The 21,815-nt window shown below is 69.8% G+C and carries 20 protein-coding genes; 2 read left to right on the top strand and 18 right to left on the bottom strand.

Annotated elements, in window-relative coordinates; genetic code table 11:
* Positions 1-13: 13 nt before the first annotated feature.
* Genes nusB through ACZK39_RS04545 form a run of 14 tightly spaced genes read right to left on the bottom strand, consistent with a single transcriptional unit; the run spans position 14 to position 12,484 of the window.
* Positions 14-439 (bottom strand): transcription antitermination factor NusB, encoded by a 426-nt coding sequence (gene nusB / locus ACZK39_RS04610; RefSeq protein WP_182782705.1) that lies wholly within the window; start codon positions 437-439, stop codon positions 14-16.
* Entirely contained in the window at positions 439-1,002 is a 564-nt protein-coding gene (efp, locus tag ACZK39_RS04605; protein WP_182799914.1) for an elongation factor P, read from the bottom strand. The genes nusB and efp overlap by 1 nt, the downstream gene beginning before the upstream one ends.
* 52 nt (positions 1,003-1,054) lie before the next feature.
* On the bottom strand, positions 1,055-2,017 hold the full coding sequence (locus ACZK39_RS04600; RefSeq protein ID WP_182782703.1) for a hypothetical protein: 963 nt from the start codon (positions 2,015-2,017) through the stop codon (positions 1,055-1,057).
* Positions 2,014-2,643 (bottom strand): hypothetical protein, encoded by a 630-nt coding sequence (locus ACZK39_RS04595; RefSeq protein ID WP_463612650.1) that lies wholly within the window; start codon positions 2,641-2,643, stop codon positions 2,014-2,016. Before ACZK39_RS04595 ends, ACZK39_RS04600 begins: the two co-directional genes overlap by 4 nt.
* A 4-nt stretch (positions 2,644-2,647) precedes the next feature.
* The gene (aroB, locus tag ACZK39_RS04590) at positions 2,648-3,721 is read right to left on the bottom strand and encodes a 3-dehydroquinate synthase (RefSeq protein WP_182782701.1); all 1,074 of its coding nucleotides are present in this window, start codon (positions 3,719-3,721) and stop codon (positions 2,648-2,650) included.
* Positions 3,718-4,215 carry a shikimate kinase gene (locus tag ACZK39_RS04585; protein WP_182782700.1) on the bottom strand — a complete coding sequence of 166 codons (498 nt, stop codon included), beginning with the start codon at positions 4,213-4,215 and terminating at the stop codon, positions 3,718-3,720. Before ACZK39_RS04585 ends, aroB begins: the two co-directional genes overlap by 4 nt.
* The gene (gene aroC / locus ACZK39_RS04580) at positions 4,212-5,408 is read right to left on the bottom strand and encodes a chorismate synthase (RefSeq protein ID WP_182799911.1); all 1,197 of its coding nucleotides are present in this window, start codon (positions 5,406-5,408) and stop codon (positions 4,212-4,214) included. Before aroC ends, ACZK39_RS04585 begins: the two co-directional genes overlap by 4 nt.
* A gap of 13 nt (positions 5,409-5,421) precedes the next feature.
* Positions 5,422-6,243, bottom strand: coding sequence for a shikimate dehydrogenase family protein (locus ACZK39_RS04575; protein WP_182782698.1), 822 nt, complete (start codon positions 6,241-6,243; stop codon positions 5,422-5,424).
* On the bottom strand, positions 6,237-7,352 hold the full coding sequence (gene mltG, locus ACZK39_RS04570) for an endolytic transglycosylase MltG (RefSeq protein WP_182782697.1): 1,116 nt from the start codon (positions 7,350-7,352) through the stop codon (positions 6,237-6,239). Before mltG ends, ACZK39_RS04575 begins: the two co-directional genes overlap by 7 nt.
* Positions 7,349-7,810, bottom strand: coding sequence for a Holliday junction resolvase RuvX (gene ruvX / locus ACZK39_RS04565; RefSeq protein ID WP_459054453.1), 462 nt, complete (start codon positions 7,808-7,810; stop codon positions 7,349-7,351). The genes mltG and ruvX overlap by 4 nt, the downstream gene beginning before the upstream one ends.
* Entirely contained in the window at positions 7,803-10,454 is a 2,652-nt protein-coding gene (gene alaS, locus ACZK39_RS04560; protein ID WP_463612649.1) for an alanine--tRNA ligase, read from the bottom strand. The genes ruvX and alaS overlap by 8 nt, the downstream gene beginning before the upstream one ends.
* A 19-nt stretch (positions 10,455-10,473) precedes the next feature.
* Positions 10,474-10,707, bottom strand: a complete 234-nt coding sequence (locus ACZK39_RS04555; RefSeq protein ID WP_182782694.1) for a twin-arginine translocase TatA/TatE family subunit — start codon at positions 10,705-10,707, stop codon at positions 10,474-10,476.
* Positions 10,704-11,078 (bottom strand): DUF948 domain-containing protein, encoded by a 375-nt coding sequence (locus ACZK39_RS04550; protein WP_182782693.1) that lies wholly within the window; start codon positions 11,076-11,078, stop codon positions 10,704-10,706. Before ACZK39_RS04550 ends, ACZK39_RS04555 begins: the two co-directional genes overlap by 4 nt.
* Positions 11,075-12,484: a replication-associated recombination protein A gene (locus ACZK39_RS04545; RefSeq protein WP_463612648.1), complete on the bottom strand. Its 1,410-nt coding sequence runs from the start codon at positions 12,482-12,484 to the stop codon at positions 11,075-11,077. Before ACZK39_RS04545 ends, ACZK39_RS04550 begins: the two co-directional genes overlap by 4 nt.
* A 62-nt stretch (positions 12,485-12,546) precedes the next feature.
* Between ACZK39_RS04545 and ACZK39_RS04540 the strand changes: the two genes are divergently transcribed.
* The gene (locus ACZK39_RS04540; RefSeq protein WP_463612647.1) at positions 12,547-13,773 is read left to right on the top strand and encodes a multidrug effflux MFS transporter; all 1,227 of its coding nucleotides are present in this window, start codon (positions 12,547-12,549) and stop codon (positions 13,771-13,773) included.
* A gap of 593 nt (positions 13,774-14,366) precedes the next feature.
* Here the strand turns inward: ACZK39_RS04540 and aspS are convergent.
* The 3 genes from aspS to ACZK39_RS04525 all read right to left on the bottom strand — a co-directional run bounded on the left by aspS (position 14,367) and on the right by ACZK39_RS04525 (position 18,264).
* Complete coding sequence (gene aspS, locus ACZK39_RS04535) at positions 14,367-16,154, bottom strand: aspartate--tRNA ligase (RefSeq protein WP_463612646.1); 1,788 nt, start codon at positions 16,152-16,154, stop codon at positions 14,367-14,369.
* Positions 16,155-16,246: 92 nt separating this feature from the next.
* A complete protein-coding gene (hisS, locus tag ACZK39_RS04530; RefSeq protein WP_463612645.1) occupies positions 16,247-17,584 on the bottom strand; it encodes a histidine--tRNA ligase in 1,338 nt (445 codons plus the stop codon).
* Positions 17,585-17,592: 8 nt separating this feature from the next.
* Positions 17,593-18,264 carry an MBL fold metallo-hydrolase gene (locus ACZK39_RS04525; protein ID WP_459054459.1) on the bottom strand — a complete coding sequence of 224 codons (672 nt, stop codon included), beginning with the start codon at positions 18,262-18,264 and terminating at the stop codon, positions 17,593-17,595.
* 30 nt (positions 18,265-18,294) lie between these two features.
* On the opposite strand from ACZK39_RS04525, the gene ACZK39_RS04520 reads away from it, so the two are divergent.
* Positions 18,295-19,539 (top strand): DUF349 domain-containing protein, encoded by a 1,245-nt coding sequence (locus tag ACZK39_RS04520; RefSeq protein WP_463612644.1) that lies wholly within the window; start codon positions 18,295-18,297, stop codon positions 19,537-19,539.
* Here ACZK39_RS04520 and ACZK39_RS04515 read toward each other — a convergent pair.
* Positions 19,536-21,809, bottom strand: coding sequence for a RelA/SpoT family protein (locus tag ACZK39_RS04515; protein ID WP_463612643.1), 2,274 nt, complete (start codon positions 21,807-21,809; stop codon positions 19,536-19,538). The two genes, ACZK39_RS04520 and ACZK39_RS04515, sit on opposite strands and share 4 nt — an antisense overlap.
* Positions 21,810-21,815: the final 6 nt, after the last annotated feature.

The raw sequence follows: 21,815 nt of genomic DNA, 5'->3' as shown, positions 1-21,815 counted from the left end.
CCTCGCTTGTTAGTCAGTTCGTGGTCGGCTTGGCCGCCAGGGCCGTGGAGAGCAGGCCGTTGAGGAAGGCCGGTGATTCGTCGGTGGACAGGTCCCCCGCGAGGCGGACGGCCTCCGAGATGACCGCCGCCGGCGGGACGTCCGAGTAGTCGAGTTCGTAGATGGCGATCCGGGCCAGGTTACGGTCCACGGCCGGCATCCGTTCAAGAGGCCATCCGTCGGAGGTGCACTGCGAGATCCTCCGGTCGATGTCACGCAGGTGTTCGGCGACGCCCAGGACGATCCGGGTGGTGAGCTCGCGCGTCACCCCGCCGGAGAGTGACCGCTGTTCGGTGAACGTTTCGGCCAGCGAGTCCCCGCGCAGCTCCGCCTGGAACAGGATGTCCAGGGCAGCCTTGCGGGCCTTCGTCTGGGCCGTGTAGTGGGGCGCCGTGACCACTAGGAGCTGACGCGGCCCTGGTAGGAGCCGTCTCGGGTGTCAACCTTGATGCGCTCGCCGGTGGTGATGAACAGCGGCACCTGGATGACCTTGCCGGTCTCCAGCGTGGCGGGCTTGGTGCCACCGGTGGAGCGGTCCCCCTGCAGGCCGGGCTCGGTGTAGGTGACCTCGAGCTCGACGGCGGCCGGCAGCTCCACGAACAGGGGGGTGCCCTCGTGGGTGGCGACGACGGCCGTCTGGTTCTCCAGCAGGTAGTCCTTGGCCTCGCCCAGCGTCTCCACGGAGACGTGGAACTGCTCGAATGAGGTGTTGTCCATGAAGACGTAGTCATCACCGTCCAGATACAGGTACTGCATCTCGCGGCGGTCCACGGTGGCGGTGTCGACCTTGGTGTCGGAGTTGAACGTCCGGTCGATGATCTTGCCGGTCATCACGTGCTTGAGCTTCGAACGCACCACCGTGTTGCCCTTGCCCGGCTTGTGGTGCTGGAACCACAGCACCTGCCACAGCTGACCGTCGAGGTCGAGCACCATTCCGTTCTTCAGGTCGTTGGTTGACGCCATGCAGGGGTCTCCTTCGCGGGTTCTTCGGGGGCTGTCAGGCCAACGCGGAAGTCTACCCGACGCCGCTGGGATGTTCCCCATCGTGCCCGAGGGTCGAGAGGATGGCCACCACCTCGTCGCGGGTGGTCTCGGCGTGGGTCCGGCCGTCGGCCCCCATCGCCCGCCGCCCGAAGTAGGCCTCCCCGCCGTCGTGGCGCATGTCGCCGATGGTGCGCAACGTCACCCGTCCCTCGCGCTTCGCCCGTCCCCACGAGGACAACGGGGCAGTGGGCCACCGCCCGGAGAAGGCGACCGAACCGATCAACTGCACGCGGTCCTGGGCGCCGATGAGGTGCCACAGGTGCTCGATCCGGTCCAGGCCGGGTTCGTCGCCGAAGACACCTCCGATCGAGATCACCGACACGGGGACCCCGGCTCGGCTGAGGAACCAGGCCGCCCCGAGCGACATCTGGGCGCCGCCGGAGTAGCCGACAAGGACCACCGGCCGACCGCTGCCTGGCCGGTAGCCGTGGCGTTGCAACGACCGCCAGATCTCCTGCGCAAGCCCGATGTTGTGTGCTGGGCCGTAGCGCGGGTCCGCGGAGATCAGCACGTACAGCACGTTGCGCAGGTTGATCAGGAAGTGGAGGATCCTGATCCGACGCGCGCGGCGCCCGTGGTCCAGCCAAGACCAAAGCCGCACCGTGGTGCGCTGCAGCAGGCCCCGGTTGTCCACGGAATAGGGGAAGACGTCCGAGACCACGGTGACTTCGGGGAGCGCCTCGTCCAGGGTGACCAGCCAGGAGCTTTCGCGATCCAGGAGCCGGTTGCCGCCCACATCGCCGATCCCCGACAGGTAGACAAGATGCGCACGCGCCCCGTCCTCGGCGGGCACGATCTCGCGGGGCAACTCCTCGAACGTGCGCCTCAGCTCCGCCTCGCCCCTGTCGGCCCACCACCGCGCGGACTCGAGCGGCGACAGCAGGGCGAGCACCACGAGTGCGATCAGCAGGATCCCGACCACCCACTCGATCACGGCCTGCCCCCGTCGGCTTCGATCGGCATCAGCGGGGTGCCGGCCAGGATGTCGCGGGCGGTCACCATGGTGGGTCGCCCGGTGGCGAGCGTCCAGAGCTTCGACCCCAGCCAGCTCACCGGCGCCTTGAGCAACCGAGACGCCATCTGCATGATGATCCACCCCGCCAGGCTCACTCCCAGCGCCAGCGGCAGCCTGATGTCGAAGGCGGCGCTCACCCCGACGACCAGCACCAGGTAGCCCCACGCCTCCAGCGCGCGGCCGATGAACAGCCCGACGTGCGGGAGCGCCGTGACCACGGCGAACACCTGTGGGGCCAGGGACAGCAGCCCGACGATGACCAGGGGCACGAACGGCAGCGGGCGGCCCAGGACCAGGCTGGCGACGACCCAGGTGATGGAGACCTGCAGGAGCCGCAGCGTCGCCAGCACGGTGGCGTTGAGCAGGAGGGTGGACAGCAGCCGGAGGCCGCCGATGCGGTTGAGCGTCAGGACCGCGCTGTAGCCCAGCATCGTCGACAGGCCCGCCAATGCCGCGACTCCGATCGCGGCCCATGCGCCGGCCCCGGCGAGGCCGGCCGGGCTCAGCGTGAGCGCCGCGGTCAGGGCATCCAGGACGTCGACCATGGGTTCAGCCGAGCTCGCGGTAGGCGGCGCTGAGCACGTCCTCGGGCGGGTCGTCGATGATCCTGGGACTGCCCAGCGCCTCCAGGCCCACCAGGCGGAGCCGCGAGCCCCGGGCCTTCTTGTCGAGGCTCATCAGCTCGCGCAGCCTCGGGTAGGCGTCGGGCTGGTAGCGCAGCGGGAGGCCGAGGCCGCCGAGCAGCTCGTCGTGCAGGCCCACGGCCTCCGCGGGCAGGCCGAGGATCTCCCGCGACACCCGCCCCACCCACGCCATGCCCACGCTGATCGCGTCGCCGTGCCGCCAGGAGAAGTGCGCGTGCGCCTCGATGGCGTGCCCGAGGGTGTGGCCGTAGTTGAGCGCCTCCCGGCCGACGCGGGCCCCCGTCGAGGTGGCCTCGCGGAAGTCGACGGCCACGACGGTGGCCTTCACCGCGACCGCGCGCTCCACCAGCTCGGCGAAGCGCGCGCCGGCGACGTCGGCGCTGTCGGCCAGGTCCTCGGAGGCGAGCTCCAGGATGCGGGCATCGGCGATGAAGCCACACTTGACCACTTCGGCGAGGCCGGCCCGGACGTCGCGGGAGGGGAGGGTGTCCAGCAGGGCCAGGTCGCACAGAACGGCGCGCGGCTCGTAGAAGGACCCCACAAGGTTCTTACCCGCACCGAGGTTGATCCCGGTCTTCCCGCCGACGGCGGCGTCCACCATCGCCAGCACGGTCGTCGGCACGCTCACGTAGGCCACGCCGCGCAGCCAGGTGGCGGCGACGAATCCCGCCAGGTCCGTGGTGGTGCCGCCGCCCACTCCGACGATGAGGTCGTTGCGGGTGAGTCCGGCCGCAGCCACCGCGTCCCAGCATCTGGCCAGTACTTCGGGTGTCTTGGCCCGCTCCGCGTCCGGGACCTCGATCAGGGTGACCGGAACCTCGAGGCGGAGCGCGATGTCCCGGGCGGTGGCGGAGACGGACGGTGCGTGGATCAGAGCCACGCGGTCCGCGTCGCGTAGCAGGCCTGGCAGCCGGTCGACGGCGCCGCGTTCGATGTGCACGTCGTAGGGGCCCAGCGCGGAATCGACGCGGACGCTCACGGGGCACCCCGCTCCGCGGCCAGGGTGTCTGCCAGCTCGGAGCTTCCGCGGCCGTCGGTGTCGAGGATCTGGGTGGCGAGCGCCTCGTAGACGGGGGTGCGCTCGCGCAGCAGCTCGATCAACCTGCCGCGCACGTTGCCGAGAAGGAGCGGCCGGACCGTGTTCATGCCCACGCGCCTGGTGGCCTGGCCGATGGAGACCTTGAGCCAGATCACGTCGTGCCCGTCGAGTGCCTGGCGGATGGCCGGGTTCATCACCGCTCCCCCGCCCAGCGCGATCACGTCGTAGGTCTGGAGCAGCTCAAGGGTGGCGTCCTGCTCGAGCGCACGGAAGTGCGCCTCGCCCTCGTCGGCGAAGATCTCCGCCACGGGCTTGCCCACGACCTCCTCGATGCGCTGGTCCACGTCGACGAAGGTCTTCCCGAGCTTCTTGGCCAGGCGTCGACCAACCGTGGACTTGCCGGCGCCGGGTGCGCCGATGAGCACGATGGTCATCGGTCGATCCTGAGCCCGCGCGCCGCGACATCGGCCAGGTAGCCGTCGGCGTTGCGGCGGGTCTCACCCACCGAGTCTCCGCCGAACTTCTCCAGCACCGCCTCGGCGAGGACCAGTGCCACCATCGCCTCGGCGACCACCCCCGCCGCGGGGACGGCGCAGACGTCGGAGCGCTGGTGGTGCGCGGCGGCGGCCTCGCCGGTGGAGGTGTCGATGGTGCGCAGGGCCCTGGGCACGGTGGCGATGGGCTTCATGGCGGCCCGCACCCGCAGCACCTCGCCGGTGGACATGCCGCCCTCCGTGCCGCCGGAGTGGTGGGTGGCTCGCTGGATTCCGTCCGCGCCCGGCAGGATCTCGTCGTGGGCGGCCGAGCCCCGGCGGCGCGCCAGGCCGAAGCCGTCTCCCAGCTCGACTCCCTTGATGGCCTGGATGCCCATCAGCGCGCCGGCGAGGCGCGCGTCGAGGCGGCGGTCTCCCTGGGAGTGCGAGCCCAGGCCTGGGGGCAGCCCCCAGGCCACCACCTCCACCACGCCGCCGAGGGTGTCGCCGTCGCGGTGGCACGCCTCCACCTCCGCCAGCATCGCCTGGGCGGCCTCCGGGTCGAAGCAGCGCGTGGGGTCCGCGTCGATCGCGGCCAGATCCGATGCGGTGGGCAGGTCGGCACGGGTGGCCCGGACGGGGCCGAGTTCGACGACGTGGCTCAGCACCTCGATGCCCAGCGCCTGGCGCAGGAAGGCCTGGGCGACGGTGCCGAGCGCCACCCGCGCCGCAGTCTCCCGGGCGGAGGCGCGTTCGAGGATGGGCCGGGCCTCGTCGAAGTCGTACTTCTGCATGCCCGCGAGGTCCGCGTGCCCGGGGCGGGGCCGGGTGAGCGGGGCGTTGCGGGCCAGGGCCGCGAGTTCGTCGGCGTCCACCTCACCGGGGGCCATCACCTGCTGCCACTTGGGCCACTCGGTGTTGCCGACCATGATGGCGATCGGTGAGCCCATCGTCTCCCCGTGGCGGAAGCCTCCCAGGAGGGTCACCTCGTCCGCCTCGAACTTCATCCGGGCACCCCGGCCCACTCCGAGCCGGCGGCGGGCCAGGTTCGTGGAGATCTCGTCGACGCCCACGCGCACGTGGGCGGGGATGCCCTCCATGGTCGCGATGAGCGCTTGGCCGTGGGACTCGCCGGCGGTGAGGTAACGAAGCATGCGCGCCATTGTGTCAGAGACCGGCGCGGCGCCTCAGTTCCTGCTCGGCGGCGGACCGGCACGCCTCGAAGCTCACGCGGGCGCCGGTCAGGAGGAAGAACTGGTCCACCGCCTGACCCGCCAACAGGTCCAGACCGTTCAACGCGACGCGTCCTGCCGTGGCGGCCGCCTCACCCAGGGGCGTCGGCCATGGGTCGTAGACAGCGTCGAAAATCACCTTCGCCGCCCCGGCCAGGGCGGGGGCGTGCGGCCTCGTGGCGGCGGCGGGGATGGTGTTGGCGAGCAGATCCACATCGACGGGGGCCTCGTCCAGGCCGTGTACCTCGGCGAAGACCCCCAGGGTGGCAGCCAGTTCCAGGATCCCGGCGGCGCGCTCCGGGCGTCTGGCCAGGATCCGCACCTCCCGGATGCCGAGCCCGGCCAGCGCCAGGAGGATCGAGCGGGCGGTGGCGCCGTTGCCGAGGATGGCTGCCGTGGTGGGCGAGTCCAGCCCATGCGCACGCCACGCGCGGACGAAGCCGGGCACGTCGGTGTTGAACACCCGCGCACCCTCGCCGCCGAAAACGATCGTGTTGCCCGCGCCCAGCAGCCGGGTGGGCTCGTCGGCCTCCCCGAAGGCGAGGATGGCCTCCTTGTGCGGGGCGGTCACGCTCAGGCCCGCCCAGACCGGATCCTGGATCCGCGCCCGGACGAAGCCGTCAAGCTCCGCGGGGGGAACGCTGTAGGCCTCGTAGGCCCACACCAGTGAGTTCGCTTCATAGCCGGCGCGGTGGATGGCCGGCGAGAGCGAGTGCCCGGCCGGATCCCCGATCACCCCGCAGCGTCTCCTCAGCATCGGCCCGTGTTGGCCTGACACCACGCCTGGAAGAGCGCGACGTTGGCGTTGTGCTCCTCGAGCGTGTCCGCGAAGCGGGTCTCGCCCGTGTCCAGGTCCACCGTCACGAAGAACAGGGAGGCGATGTCTGCCGGGGCCAGCGCCGCCTCCAAAGCCGTCTGGCCAGGGTTGCTGATCGGTCCCGGCGGGAGGCCGGTGTTGAGGTAGGTGTTGTAGGGCGACTCGGTGGCCCGGTCCTCGGCCGTGGTGGTGACCCGGCCGGACTTCCCCACCGCGTAATGGACGGTGGAGTCCATCTGAAGCGGCATTCCCTGCTCCAGGCGGTTGTAGATGACGGCCGCCACCTTCGGCTGATCCTCAGCCTGGTTGACCTCGCTGGCGATGATCGAGGCGATGGTCACCACGCTGAGGGGTTCCACCGCCATCTCGGCAGCGCGTCCCTCCAGGCTGATCGCCTCGGCGATGACGTTGAACTGCTTCACCTGACTGGCGAGGATGGCCGCCGCCTGAGGTGGCTCCTGCACCGCGTAGGTCGAGGGGAAGAGGAAACCCTCCAGCCTTCCAGCGGCATAGGCAGGGAGCGGGAAGGCGCTGGTGTCCGTGGCCGCCGCGGTGAGCTCTTCCGCGGTGAGCCCCGTCTTCTCGGTGATGTAGGAGATCTGTTCGAGGGTCGTGGTTCCCTCCGGCAGCGTCACCATCAGGCGCTGCTGGTTGGCTGGATCCAGCAGCATGTCGAACGCGGTCTGGGCAGGCAGCTGCGTCTTCAGGTTGAAGCGGCCTGCCTGCAGCTGGTTCGACTCGCCGCTGCGCTGGGCCACCTGCCGGAAGGTGCGGGTGGACTTCACCACGTCCGCCTCCACCAGGAGGTCGCCGATCTGGGTGATGGTGGCACCGCTGGGGATGACGACCTGCACCGGCTCCAGGCCCTCGCCGAGGTAGTCGTCCTCGGTGCGCCAGGCGATGTAGGCGTCGTTGACCTTGTCGTAGACGAACCAGCCGCCGCCCACCAGGACCGCGAGCGACAGCAGCACGGCGAACGCGCTGCGGCCGTAGTAACCGATCTTGCGCCAGTTCAGCGCGCTGTCGTTGTCGACCAAACGTGGGCTCACGATTCCTCCTCCAGCGCGGGCTCCCCGACCGGTGCCCCCTGGCGCTCCTCGGCGTCGATGGCCCTCTGGAGGATCTCGACGGCCGCGGCCTGATCGATCACGCTGCGCTGGTGCTTGGCCCGGCGGCCCGCGCTCCCCAGACTACGTGATGCCGACACCGTGCTCATCCGCTCGTCGACGAGCAGCACCGGGATGGGAGAGACCGCCGCGGCCAAGGCTGCTGCCTTCGCCGAGACGTACTCGGCGGCCAGGGCGTGAGTCCCGGCGAGCGTCAGCGGAAGCCCGATGTAGACAACGTCGGCGTCGTGCTCGGCGATCAGGGCCGCGAGCCTGCGCAACTCGTCGGGACCGGCGACGACCGTCTCGACGGGATAGGCGAAGGAGGTGCGCCGGTTGCTGGCCGCCACACCGATCCGTGCCTTGCCCCAGTCGATGCCCAGCCTGGCGCCCTCAGGCACGCGTCTCCAGGGCTCGCCGCACAGCGGCGATCGCCTCGGGGGCCGCCGACGGGTTCGTGCCGCCGCCCTGGGCGAGGTCGTCCTTGCCGCCGCCCTTACCGCCCAGCGCCGCGCACGCGACTCCGATCAGCTGGCCGGCCCGCAGCCCGAGTCCGCGCGCCGCGTCGTTGGTGGCGACGATGGCGCTCGGCTTGTCAGTCCCGCCCACGAGCGCCACCACCGCGGCGGCCGAACCCAGGCGTTCGCGCAGGTCCAGCGTCAGGGTGCGCAGGTCCGCGCCCGCGACACCGGGCACCTCGAGTCCGAGGAACCGCACGCCGGCGACGTCCTGCACGCGCTCGGCCAGCGACGACGCGGTGGCAAGCAGGCGCTCCGAGTTGAGAGCGGCGATGTGCTTCTCCGCCTCCTTCAGCTGGGCGACGAGGCGCTCCACCCTCCCGACGAGCTGGTCAGGCTGAACCCGCAGGGTGTCGGTCAGCTGCGAGACCAGCGCCCGCTCGGCCGCGAACTTCGCGAACGCGTCGTGGGCCACCAGGGCCTCCACCCGCCGGACACCCGAGCCGATCGAGGACTCGGTGAGGAGGTTGAGCACGCCGATCTCGGCTGTGGTGGCCACGTGGGTGCCGCCGCACAGCTCACGCGACCATGGGCCGGAGAGCTCCACCATGCGCACCATCGGGGGGTACTTCTCGCCGAACATGGCCATGGCGCCCAGCGCCTTGGCCTGCTCCAGCGGCATCTGCTGCGCTGTGACGGCGAAGTTGTCCGCGATGGCCTGGTTGGCGCGGGCCTCCACCTCGGACTTCAGCTGCTCGGAGAGCCCCTTGGCCGAGGAGAAGTCGAAGCGCATGTAGCCGGGCTTGTTGTAGGACCCGGCCTGGGTGGCGGTGGGGCCGACCAGCTCCCGCAGCGCCGCGTGCACGATGTGGGTGGCCGTGTGGGCCTGGCTGGCGCCGTGCCTGGCTGCGGCGTCGACCCGCGCGTCCGCGGCGGAGCCGAGGGTGAGTTCCCCGAAGACCTCCACGCGGTGCACCGTCAACCCGGGCACGGGCTTCTGGACGTCGAGGACCTCCAGTGTGAAGCCCTCCCCGACGATGGTGCCGCGGTCCGCGTCCTGGCCTCCGGCCTCAGCGTAGAAGGGGGTCTCCTCGAGCACGATCTCGACGGTGGTGCCGTCGAGGGCTCTGTCAGCTGCGGTCCCGCCCGCGATGATGCCGCGGATGCGGGTGGAGACGTCGAGGTCTGTGTAGCCGAGGAACGGTACCTCGCCGCGGTCGCGCTGCGCCCGGTACGCGTCCATGGAGGTGGCCGCGCCCTTCTTGGCCTTCGCGTCGGCCCGAGCGCGCTCCTTCTGCTCCTTCATGAGCTCGTCGAACTTCGCCCGGTCCACGCTCAGGCCCTGTTCGGAGGCCATCTCCATGGTCAGATCGATCGGGAAGCCGTAGGTGTCGTGCAGCTGGAACGCCTGGGGCCCGGCCAGCGACGACGCCGCGCGTCCCTTGGCCTCGGCGACCGCCGTGTCGAACATGACCGTGCCGGCTTGGAGGGTGCGGCGGAAGGACTCCTCCTCCGCTGCCGCGGCCTGGGACACGCGGGTCCAGTTCTCGTCGATTTCGGGGTAGGAGACGCGCATGAGATCCCGCGACACCGGCAGCAGCTCACCCAACACTGGATCGCCGACGCCGAGGAGGCGCATGGAGCGGATCACCCGGCGCAGCAGGCGGCGAAGCACGTAGCCGCGCGCCTCGTTGCCGGGGGTGACGCCGTCGGTCATCAACATGAGGGAGGACCGCACGTGGTCCGCCACCACGCGGAAGCGCACGTCGTCTGCCGGGTCCGCGCCGTAAGCGCGCCCGGAGAGCTCGGCGGCCTTGGCGATGACCGGGAACACCTCGTCGATCTCGTACATGTTGGCCACCCCCTGCTTGAGGAGGGCGACGCGCTCAAGGCCGGAGCCGGTGTCGATGTTCTGGCTGGGCAGGGGCCGGAGGACGTCGAAGTCGTCCTTCTTGCGCACCGCGGAGAGCTCCTCCTGCTGGAAGACGAGATTCCAGATCTCGAGGAAGCGGTCCTCGTCCGCCTCGGGCCCGCCGTCGGCGCCGAAGGCCGGTCCGCGATCGATGTAGATCTCGGAGCAGGGCCCACCGGGGCCGGGGACGCCCATGTGCCAGTAGTTGTCCTTCAGGCCACGCTCCTGGATGTGCTCGCGGGGCACGCCCACCTGCTGCCAGAGGTCGATGGTCTCCTGATCGCCGTAGAGCGCGGTCACCCACACCTTGTCCGGGTCGAAGCCCCAGCAGCCGTCGGCCTCGGAACCTGTGACCAGCTCCCAGGCGTAGTTGATGGCGCCTTCCTTGAAGTAGTCGCCGAACGCGAAGTTGCCCAGCATCTGGAAGAACGTGCCGTGTCGGGTGGTCTTGCCCACCTCGTCGATGTCCAGCGTCCGGACGCACTTCTGCGACGACACGGCCCGCTTGAACGGTGCAGGCTCGTCCCCGAGGAAGTACGGCTTGAAGGGAACCATGCCTGCGTTGACGAACAGCAGCGTGGGGTCGTTGTAGAGCAGCGACGCGCTGGGCACCACCGTGTGGCCGTTCGCGGCGAAGAAGTCGACGAAACGGCTCCGGATCTCGGAGGTCTTCATTGAGGGGTCCCTTGAGTGGTCAGTGGGTGGTGGCGGGGATGTTGAGCTCGTGGCGGAGCTCGGCCTCGCGCTGGGACATGGCGGTGCGGAATGTCCCCATGAAGTCACCGAAGCTTGCTGCGGCTTCGTGACCCTTTTCGACGACCTGCTCCTGGACGCCCTTGGGGGTCAGCCGATGGAGCAGTTCTTTGCCGCGGAGCATCAGGAAGACGGCCAGCCCGGCGCCGACGATGATCCAGAACAGGCGGCTCATTTCTTCTTCCGTCCCTGGAAGGCCTTGCGGATGCCGTAGCTGAAGGCAGCTGTCTTGACGAGCGGGCCGCCGAGGGTGGCCGCGAACAGGGTGGACATCTGGGCGGCGTTCTCGGTGACCACCGTGGCGTGACCGGAGGCCTTGCTCACGTCGTCGGTCACCAGGCTGAGCTTGGCGAGCTCCTCGTTGGTGGCCACGACGGTGCCCTTGAGCTCCTGCAGGATGGGCACCGAGTTGTGGCCGACGTCGCGCACCGTCAGGCGCGCCTCGTCCAGCACGCGGCTCAGCTTGAGCAGCGGCACGGCCAACAGTGCCACCAGCACGCACAGCGCGATCGCGGCGATCAGAGCGGCGATGTCTCCAACGGTCATGGTCCTGTCCTCCTTGGATCTACGGACGGCGTAACTCTAGCCGACGGCTCTCCCGCCAGCAGCCCGCGCAGCAGCGAGACGCGCTCAGCGATGGCGGCCTCCTGGCCGTGGGCCGTGGGCCGGTAGTACTCGGTTCCCTCAAGGTCCTCGGGCAGGTAGGCCTGGGCGACGACGCCGTGCGGGAAGTCGTGCGGGTAGCGGTAGCCCTGGCCGTGGCCCAGCTTCTCCGCGCCGGCGTAGTGGGCGTCGCGGAGGTGGGCGGGGACGAGCCCGCCCTTGCCGCGCCTGACGTCTGCGATGGCCTCGTCGAGAGCGAGATAGGCCGCGTTGGACTTCGGCGCGGTGGCCGCCGCGACCGTGGCGTGCGCCAGCGTGATCCGAGCCTCCGGCATCCCCAGCAGCTGCACGGACTGGGCGGCCGCCACGCACATCTGCAGCACCCCAGAGGCGGCCATGCCGATGTCCTCGGAGGCGGAGATCATCAGCCGCCTCGCGATGAACCGGGGATCCTCGCCGGCCTCCAGCATGCGCGCCAGGTAGTGCAGCGCCGCGTCGACGTCCGAGCCCCTGATGGACTTGATGAACGCCGAGATGATGTCGTAGTGCTGGTCCCCGTCGCGGTCGTAGCGCACGGCCGCCCTGTCCGCGGAGGACTCGACGGCGGCCTCGTCGATCTCCTCTCGTCCCAGGGCGACAGCGGCCGCGGCGGACTCCTCCAGGTAGGTCAACGCGCGCCGCGCGTCACCGCCGGAGAGCCGGAGGATGAGGTCCCTGCCCTCGCCGGTCAACACGAACGGCTCCCCCGAGGCGCGACGGAGCCCGCGCTCGTCGGTCAACGCCCGATCGAGCAACGCGCCCAGGTCTGCGGCGGTGAGTGGCTGCAGCCGCAGCAGCAGCGAACGCGACAGCAGCGGCGAGATGACCGAGAACGAGGGGTTCTCAGTGGTGGCGGCGATCAGGGTGACCAGCCGGTTCTCCACCGCCGGCAACAGCACGTCCTGTTGCGCCTTGGAGAAGCGGTGCACCTCGTCGACGAACAGCACCGTGGCGTGCCCACGGGCCAGCTCCCGGCGGGCGGTCTCCAGCTCGGCGCGGACCTCCTTGACGCCTGCGGTGACGGCGGACAGTTCGACGAAGCGGCGGTTCGTGGCCTGAGAGACCACCGAGGCGATGGTCGTCTTCCCCACCCCTGGGGGCCCCCACAGGAACACCGACATCGGCTGCCCGTCGGCCAGCCGCCTCAGCGGCGAGCCCGCAGCGAGGAGCTGCTGCTGCCCGACGATCTCGTCCAGGGTCCGTGGCCGCAGCCGCACGGCGAGCGGCGCCTGCGGGTTGGTGGCGTCGCTCAGCGAGCCGCCCCGCGTGGGCGGGGTGGGGTCCGGATTGCCGAAAAGGTCGAAGCTCATCGCCCGCCACTCTAGCCCGGCCGAGTTTGTTTGAATCCCAAACCATCCTAGGATGATCCGTTGTGGCTTCCCACCTCGGCAACACATTCTCGCGACGTCGTCGCGTAGCGATCATCGTCACCCTCGGCATGCTGACGGGCCTCGGTCCGTTCACCATCGACCTCTATCTCCCCGCCTTCCCGGCGCTCAAAACTGACCTCGGGATCTCCGACGCGCAGGTCCAGCTGACCCTGTCGGCCACCACGCTGGGGTTCGCCACCGGGCAGCTGCTGGTCGGCCCCCTCAGTGACCGACTGGGCCGGCGACTCCCTCTCATCGTCTGCTCGATCCTGCACGTGGTGTCCTCCGTGCTGGTGGCGGTGGCTCCCAGCATCGAGTTCCTCACGGCCATGCGGCTGCTGCAGGGCGTGGGCGCGGCGGGTGGCGCGGTGGTGGCGATGGCGATGGCACGCGACCTGTTCAGCGGGCGCCCGCTCGTGGTGATGCTGTCGAGACTTGCCCTGATCTCCGGCCTTGCGCCGATCGTCGCGCCCATCGTCGGCTCCTGGATGGTCAGCTTCACGGACTGGCGGGGAGTGTTCTGGGGGCTCGCGGCTTACGGCTCCGTCGTGATCGTGCTCATCGTCGTGATGACGGTGGAGACGCGGCCGCCGTCGGAGCGGGCCCGCGGTGGGCTGAAGCCGGTCGGCCTGGCCTTCCGGGCGGTGTTCGCCGACCGGATGGCGCTGGGAGCCATCCTCGTGGCGGCATTCTCCTTCGGCGCGCTGTTCTCCTACGTGGCCAGCTCGTCGGTGCTCCTGCAGGAGGTGTACGGCCTCTCCCCGAGAGGCTTCGGCACGGTCTTCGCGATCTGCTCCTTCGGCGTCTTCGTCGGCGTCCAACTCGGCAGCCGGCTGGCGCAGCGCTGGGGTCCGCAGTGGGTGCTGGTCCTGGCCACGTCGTTGATGGTGACGTCGGGTGTCGCGGTGCTGGTGGTTGACGCCGCGAACGTCGGCTTCGTGCCCCTGGTGCCCGCGCTGTGGATCCTGACGTTCGGGTTCGGCCTGTCCGCGCCCTGTGGGCAGATCCTCCTGCTGCACCACCATCGCCAGCACTCCGGGACTGCGGCCTCCCTGATGGGTGCCGTCACTCAGGTGGTCGGGTCGACGGTGGGCCCGCTGATCGGGCTGTTCGCGATGACCAGCGCCGTGCCGATGGGCATGGGGATCCTGATCTGCGCGCTGCTGGCCACCTCCGCGCTGTGGCTCGTCCTTCGCCCGCGCAGCGTCCCCAACATCCTCGGCGGCTGACCGGATTCCCGACGGGTCACGCCGGCTGTCCTGAAACCCCACTGGGTCCTGCTACACGCTTGCGTCGGTTTCGACGCGGGCTGCGCCGCTTCGCGGCTCGACCCGGCTCAACCCAAGTCGACGCGGGCTGCGCCGCTTCGCGGCTCGGCCCGGCTCAACCCAAGTCGACGCGGGCTGCGCCGCTTCGCGGCTCGGCCCGGCTCAACCCGCGGGAGAGCCGCAGATGAGGGCGCGACTCGTGGGGGCGGCTCGGCGCAGTGATGCCCAGCCCGACGATCGCCCAACTGGCGTCCCGCTTGGACGAACTTGCGCCAGGGCCGCCCTGACGAGGCGCACCCGGACCGGGCCGCGCCACCGCCGAACCAGTGCGGGGAGGCGCAAGCCGATGCCCGGGCGGCCTCAACCACCCGAGCCCCGCGAGGCCAGAGCAGCAGCAAGATCCGTCGATCGCGGCCGCCCGGGCATCGGCTTTCGACTCCGCGCATCGAAAGACCGAGCCCGAGACGGTTTGGGTGGTCAAAGACCCCAGGGGCGCTGCGTCGACCGCGGCCGCCCGGGCATCGACTCGCGGTCCGCGCACCGGAGCGTCGCTGTCAGGCAGTGACGCCCTTCGCCTCGGGCTTCGCGTCGACTCCCGCTTCCTTGCGCTGCTGCACGGAGATCGGGGCCGGCGCCTGGGTCAGCGGGTCGAAGCCGCCGCCGCTCTTCGGGAACGCGATGACGTCACGGATCGAGTCGGACCTGCTCAGCAGGGCGACGATCCGGTCCCAGCCGAACGCGATTCCACCGTGCGGCGGCGCACCGAACTGGAAGGCGTCGAGGAGGAAGCCGAACTTCTCCTGGGCCTCCTCGGCGCCGATGCCCATCACCTTGAACACGCGCTCCTGCACGTCACGGCGATGGATACGGATCGACCCTCCGCCGATCTCGTTGCCGTTGCACACAATGTCGTATGCGTAGGCCAACGCCTCGCCGGGAGCGGTGTCGAACGTGTCCAGGTGCTCCGGCTTGGGGGAGGTGAAGGCGTGGTGGACGGCCGTCCAGGCACCCTCACCCACCGCGACATCACCCTCTGCCTTCGCATCGGAGGTTGGCTTGAACAGCGGCGCGTCAACCACCCACAGGAAGCTCCAGGCATCCGCGTCGATGAGTCCGCAGCGCTCGCCGATCTCGTTGCGGGCTGCACCGAGCAGCGCCTGGGATGCGGCCCGGGCGCCGGCGGCGAAGAAGATGCAGTCCCCCGGCTTGGCGCCGGTCTTCTCCGCGAGCCCGGCGCGCTCCGCGTCGGAGAGGTTCTTCGCGACGGGGCCGCCCAGCTCGCCGTTCTCGTCGAGGGTGACGTAGGCCAGGCCCTTGGCGCCGCGCTGCTTGGCCCATTCCTGCCAGGCGTCGAAGGTGCGGCGGGGCTGCGAGCCGCCGCCGGGCATCACGATGGCGCCCACGTAGGGGGCCTGGAACACGCGGAAGGTGGTGTCGGCGAAGTACTGGGTGAGCTCCGTGAGCTCGAGGTCGAAGCGGAGGTCCGGCTTGTCGGAGCCGTACCGGTCCATGGAGTCCAGGTAGGTGATCCGTGGGAACGGAGTCTCCAGCTCCGCCCCGATCAGCGCCCAGATCTCCCTGATGAGTGCCTCACCCAGCTCGATCACGTCGTCCTGGTCCACGAAGCTCATCTCGACGTCGAGCTGGGTGAATTCCGGCTGGCGGTCGGCGCGGAAGTCCTCGTCGCGGTAGCAGCGCGCGATCTGGTAGTAGCGCTCCATGCCCGCCACCATGAGCAACTGCTTGAAGAGCTGGGGGGACTGCGGGAGCGCGTACCAGGATCCGGGCGCCAGGCGGGCGGGGACGATGAAGTCGCGGGCGCCCTCGGGGGTGGACCGGGTGAGCGTGGGGGTCTCGATCTCGACGAAGTCCCGCTCTCCCAGGACGCGCCGAGCGGCCTTGTTGACCTCGGAGCGCAACCGGATGGCGGCACCCGGGGCGGGCCGGCGCAGGTCCAGGTAGCGGTACTTCAGCCGGGCCTCCTCCCCGACAGTGACCCGCTCGTCGATCTGGAACGGCAGCGCTGCGGAGGTGTTGAGCACCTCGAGCTCGGTGATGGCCACCTCGATCTCACCGGTGGGGAGGTCTGGGTTGTTGTTTCCCTCGGGGCGGACCTCGACGACGCCGGTGACCTTGATGCAGTACTCATTGCGCAGGTCATGGGCGCCGGTGGCCTCGAGGAGTTCGTCGCGGATGACCACCTGGACGCGCCCGGAGGCGTCGCGCAGGTCGATGAAGGCCAGACCGCCGTGGTCGCGGCGCTTGGCCACCCACCCGGCGAGTACGACCTGGTTTCCTGCGTGCCCGGCGCGGAGCGCCCCGGCGTCGTGGGTGCGGATCACGGTATTCCTCTCGTTGCGCTGCATAGACAGTGCAGCTGGCCCCGACATCGTAACGGCTCGCCGCCCGGGCCCGGTACCTGGTGAGGCCCGGTTCAGTCCTCCGGGGCCCCGACTGAGGGCCGGAGGTCCGCCAGGGGTGGCTGCCACGTGTCCGGCGAGGCGGCCACCTGTGCGCCGGTGCGGATGTCCTTGACGGAGTCCTCGTAGCCGGCGCCGAACCACACGAACGGGATGCCCCTGCGCTCGGCGAAGCGGATCTGCTTGCCGAACTTGTCCGCCTTCGGGGCGACCTCCACCGCGATCCCCCGCGACCTCAGCAGCGCCGCGACCGCGATGGCCCGCTCACGCGACTCCTCGTCGTCGACGGCCACCAGGACCGCGCTCGGCACGCTGCGCGAGGAGACGAGCCGTCCCTTGCCGATCAGCGGGACGAGGATGCGGGTGATGCCGAAGGAGTAGCCGACGCCGGGGAAGGTCACCTTCCCGTCGCTGGCGAGCGAGTCGTAGCGGCCGCCGGAGGCGACGGAGCCGAGCCTCTCGGAGCCCACCAGGAACGTCTCGTAGACGGTGCCGGTGTAGTAGTCCAGCCCGCGGGCGATCTTGAGGTCCGCGACGACGCGGTCGGGCACGGACCGGCGCGCCACACGGACAAGGGCGGAGAGCTCCTCCAGGCCGACCTCCAGGAGCTCGTGCGTCACGCCGAGGGCGCGCACATCGTCGACGAAGGACTCGTCGCTGGCGGAGATGCCCGCCAGGGCGACGCAGGCGCGGGCCTGGGCCTCGGAGAGACCCACCTCGGCCGTCAGCAGCTCCGCGACGGCCGCAGGCCCGATCTTGTCGTACTTGTCCACCCGCTGCAGCACGGCAGCGGTGTCCTCGATCCCCAGGCCCAGGTAGAAGCCCTCGGAGAGCTTCCGGTTGTTGACGTGGAGGGAGACCGGCGGGAGGCCGAGGTCTCGGTGCAGCTTCTCGAAGACGTCGACGGCCACCAGCGGGATCTCGACGTCGTGGTGCGCCGCGAGCGCGTCCTGCCCCACGATGTCGATGTCCGCCTGTGTGAACTCGCGGTACCGGCCCTCCTGCGGGCGCTCCCCGCGCCACACCTTCTGAACCTGGTAGCGGCGGAACGGGAACGCCAGGTGGCCGGCATTCTCCAGCACGTAGCGCGCGAAGGGGACGGTGAGATCGAAGTGCAGGCCCAACTCGTCGGCGTCGCCGGCCTCGGCGTGGAGCCGGCGTACCACGTAGATCTCCTTCTCGATCTCTCCCTTGCGGGCCAGCTGCGCCAGCGGTTCGACGGCGCGGGTCTCGATGGGCGCGAAGCCGTGCAGTTCGAAGGTGCTGGTCACGACGTCGAGGACGCGGTTCTCGATGATCCGTCCGGAGGGGAGGAACTCGGGGTAACCGCTGAGCGGCTTGGGGCGGGACACAGGGTTCCTCACAAGGGGTTCGGCTGCAGGAAGGGGTTCGAGTTGAGCTCCTGGCCGATGCTGGTGGGCTGGCCGTGGCCGGGCAGCAGCGGCGTCTCGGCCGGGAAGTGCGTGGCGATGCGCCGAAGCGACTCGCGCATCTCCGACATGCTACCGCCGGGCAGGTCGGTGCGCCCGATCGTGCCCGCGAACAGCACGTCGCCGGTGAACACCACGGAGGTGCGCGCGGACGTGAACTCCAGGAGGGTGGAGCCCGACGTGTGGCCGGGGGCCGGGAACGGTGTCACCAGGATCCGCGCCAGCGTGATCGGGCCCTCGAAGTCACGCACGTCGGCCACGGGCGGCAGCGTGTCCGAGCCGGTGAGCTGACGCATGAGCTGACCCCCCTGGGCACCGAGGCCGTCGCCTGGCCGTACCAGCAGGTGCTGATCGGCCTTCGCCAGGTACAGAGGAATGCTCCAGTGGGACGCCAGGAGGTGCGCGTCTCCCACGTGGTCCAGATGGCCGTGGGTGGCCACCAGCGCCACCGGACTCAGCCCACGTTCGGCCACTGCCGCCAGCACCGGCTCGGCCGCCGTGATGCCCGGATCGACGATGATGCACTCCGCCGTGTCCTCGTGCGGCGAGACGAGATAACAGTTGGACTGCCAGGGCGACACCTGGATGGGCTGGATGAGCACGACGACACCCTATACGGCTAGATTGGGCCCATGAGCGAATCGCAAGCGCCCTCCGATTTTGGCCGTGTCGATGCCGACGGCACGGTCTACGTCCGCGTGGGTGACACCGAACGAAGTGTCGGGCAGATCCCCGACTCCACCCCTGATGAAGCCATGGCGTTCTACGTTCGGCGCTTCCAGAATCTGGCCGCGGAGGTGGGCCTCCTCGAATCGAGGGTGGCCGCCCAGGCCATGTCTCCGGAGGAGGCGCGCTCCGCGATCGGCACCGCACGCACGAACGTGACCGGGGCCAACGCCGTCGGGAATCTGGAGGCCCTGATCCGCCGCCTCGACGCCCTGCTGGAGGTGCTCCCGGCCCAGATCGAGGCCAGGAAGGCGCAGCGTGCGGAGCAGAACTCCGTCACGGTGGCCGCCAAGGAGGCCATGGTCGAGGAGGCCGAGAAGCTGGCTGAGGGTGACGACTGGCGCGGCGGCGTGGACAGGTTCCGCGTGCTGCTCGAGGAGTGGAAGGCCCTCCCCCGTGTGGACCGCGCCACGGACAACGAGCTGTGGCACCGCTTCTCCTCCGCCCGCACGCAGTACACGCGCCGACGCAAGACCCACTTCGGTGAGCTGAACCAGCGCCGCGACGGGGCGAAGGAGGCCAAGGAGGCCATCATCGCCGAGGCCGAGCCGCTGGCCGCCTCGACAGACTGGGGCGCCACGTCGGCCGCGTTCCGCGACCTGATGCAGCGCTGGAAGGCAGCCGGGAGCGCCCGCCGCGCCGAGGACGACGCCCTCTGGGCGAAGTTCCGCGCCATCCAGGACTCCTTCTTCGACGCGCGCACGGCGGCGCAGAGCGCCGTCGACGGCGAGCAGGCGGAGAATCTCGCGGCCCGGTTGGCGTTGGTCGAGCAGGCGGAGAAGGACCTGGAGGGTGTCACGGACGTGGAGGCCGCCAAGACCATCCACCGGGACTTCCTGGCCAAGCTCAACCTGCTCGGTCACGTGCCGCGGAACGCGATGCGCGACCTGGACGCCCGGGTGCGTGCGCTCGGGGACAAGATGGCCACGATGGAGGCCGACGAGTGGCGCCGGACGGATCCGGAGGCGCGCAGGCGAGCCCAGGACACCGTCGCCATGTTCGAGGCGCAGATCGCCAAGCTCGAGAAGGACCTGGCCGCGGCCGAGTCCAAGGGTGACGCGAAGCGGGCCAAGGACGCCAAGCAGTCCATCGAGACGTACCAGAGCTGGCTGGAGCAGGCCCGCGAGACCCTCGCGGACTTCACGGGCTAACCGGCCACCCGATACACGTCGTAGACACCCGGGACCCGGCGCACCTGACGGATCACATGCTGCAGGTGCGTCGGATCTGCCGATTCAAACGTCATCCGGCCGCTGAACTGGCGCTGCTTATTGGTGGTGATGTTGACCGCGAGGATGTCGACGTGCTGCTCGGACAGCACCGACGAGACGTCTGACAGGAGACGTGCCCTGTCGATTCCCTCGATCTGGATGGTCACCAGGAAACTCGCACCCTGCTCGTGGCCGGACCACGCAACGTCGACGATGCGCTCCGGCTCCTTCATCAGCGCAGGCACGTTGGAACAGTCCGCGCGGTGCACGGAGACCCCCTCGCTGCGGGTGACGAATCCGATGATCTCGTCCCCGGGCAACGGATAGCAGCACTTGGCGAACTTCGCGGCAACCGAGCTGTCGCCGTCGACCAGGATGTGCGCGCCGTCGCGCACCGGGCGTCTGCGCTGCCGCACCACGACGTCCTCGGTGACCGTGTCTACGGTCTCCTCCTCGCCACCGTGCAGCACGATGAGCTTTTCCACCACGCCCTGGGAGCCGAGGTGCCCCTCCCCGATGGCCGCGTACAGGTTGGGAACGTCCTTGAGGCCCAGCTCGTTGGCCACGGCCGTCAGGTTCTCCAGCGTCAGGAGGCGCTGCATCGGGATGCCGGTGCGGCGCAGGTCCTTGGCCAGCGCATCCTTGCCCTGCTCGATCGCCACGTCGCGGCGCTCGCGCGAGAAGTGCGCCTTGATCTTCTGCCGGGCGCGGCTGGAGACGACGAAGCCAAGCCAGTCACGGCTCGGGCCCGCACCCTCGGCCTTCGAGGTGAGGATCTCTACCTTGTCGCCCTGGGCCAGCCGTGTGCTGAGCGCGACCAGCCGGCCGTTGACGCGCGCGCCGATGCACCGGTAGCCCACCTCGGTGTGGACGGCGAACGCGAAGTCCACGGGCGTGGCACCCAGCGGCAGGGCGATCACCTCGCCCTTGGGCGTGAAGACGTAGATCTCGTCGGAGTTGATCTCGAACATCACCGAGTCGAGGAACTCGCTGGGGTCCTCGGTCTCCTTCGACATCACGCCAAGCTGGTGCATGGCGCGCAGGCCGGCCTCCTCAGGCGTGACGCCCTCGCGGAGGTCCGCCTTGTACTTCCAGTGCGCCGCGACGCCGTACTCGGCACGACGGTGCATCTCGTGGGTGCGGATCTGCAGCTCGACTGGCTCGTTGTTGGCGCCCAGCACGGTGGTGTGGAGCGACTGGTACAGGTTGAACTTCGGCCCGGCGATGTAGTCCTTGAACCGGCCGGGGATGGGCTTCCACGCCGCATGCGCCACCCCCAGCACCGCGTAGCAGGTGGCGGTGTCCTGGACGAGGACGCGCAGCCCGATGAGATCGTAGATCTCCTTGAAGTCACGGCCGCGGACCATCATCTTCTGATAGATCGAGTAGTAGTGCTTGGGCCGGCCGTAGACGGTGGCGGTGATCTTCGCCTCGCTGAGCAGGTTCTGGAACTCGGCGATCAGTTCCCTCAGGTACCGCTCCCGGTACGGGGCCTGCTGGGCCACCATGTCCACGATCTCCGAGTAGACCTTGGGCTCGATGACGGAGAACGACAGGTCCTCCAGCTCCCACTTGATGGTGTTCATGCCCAGCCGGTGGGCCAGCGGGGCGAAGATGTTGAGGGTCTCGGTGGCGATCCGGACCTGCTTGTCCGGCCTCAGGAAACCGATGGTGCGCATGTTGTGCAGCCGGTCCGCCAGCTTGATCACCAGGACCCGCACCTCCTCGGAGGTGGCCATGATCATCTTGCGGATCGTCTCGGCCTTGGCCGTCTCCCCGTAGGTCAGCTTGTCCAGCTTCGTCACGCCGTCGACCATCCGCGCGACCTCGTCGGAGAAGTCCAGCCGCAACTGGTCCAGGGAATAGGGCGTGTCCTCGACGGTGTCGTGAAGGAGCGCCGCCACCAGCACCGGTTCGGTCATCCCGAGCTCGGCCAGGATGGTGGCGACGGCCAGCGGGTGGGTGATGTAGGGGTCCCCCGACTTGCGCTTCTGCCCCGCGTGGCATTGATCGGCCACCCGGTAGGCGCGCTCGATCACGTCGAGATCCGCCTTGGGGTGGTTGGACTTCACGATCCTGAAAAGCGGGTCCAACACCGCGGACTTGGAGCGCACCGCTCCCAGACGGGCCAGTCTGTGCCGCATCCGCAACCGCGGCTGCTCAGGGCCGGTCACCAGCCGGGACACGCCGGTCAGCGAATCCTCTGACATGGATCG

Source organism: Tessaracoccus luoxuelianae (genome assembly GCF_055326245.1).
The sequence above is the reverse complement of the archived record's forward strand: the minus strand, read 5'-3'. Positions and strand labels throughout refer to the sequence as shown.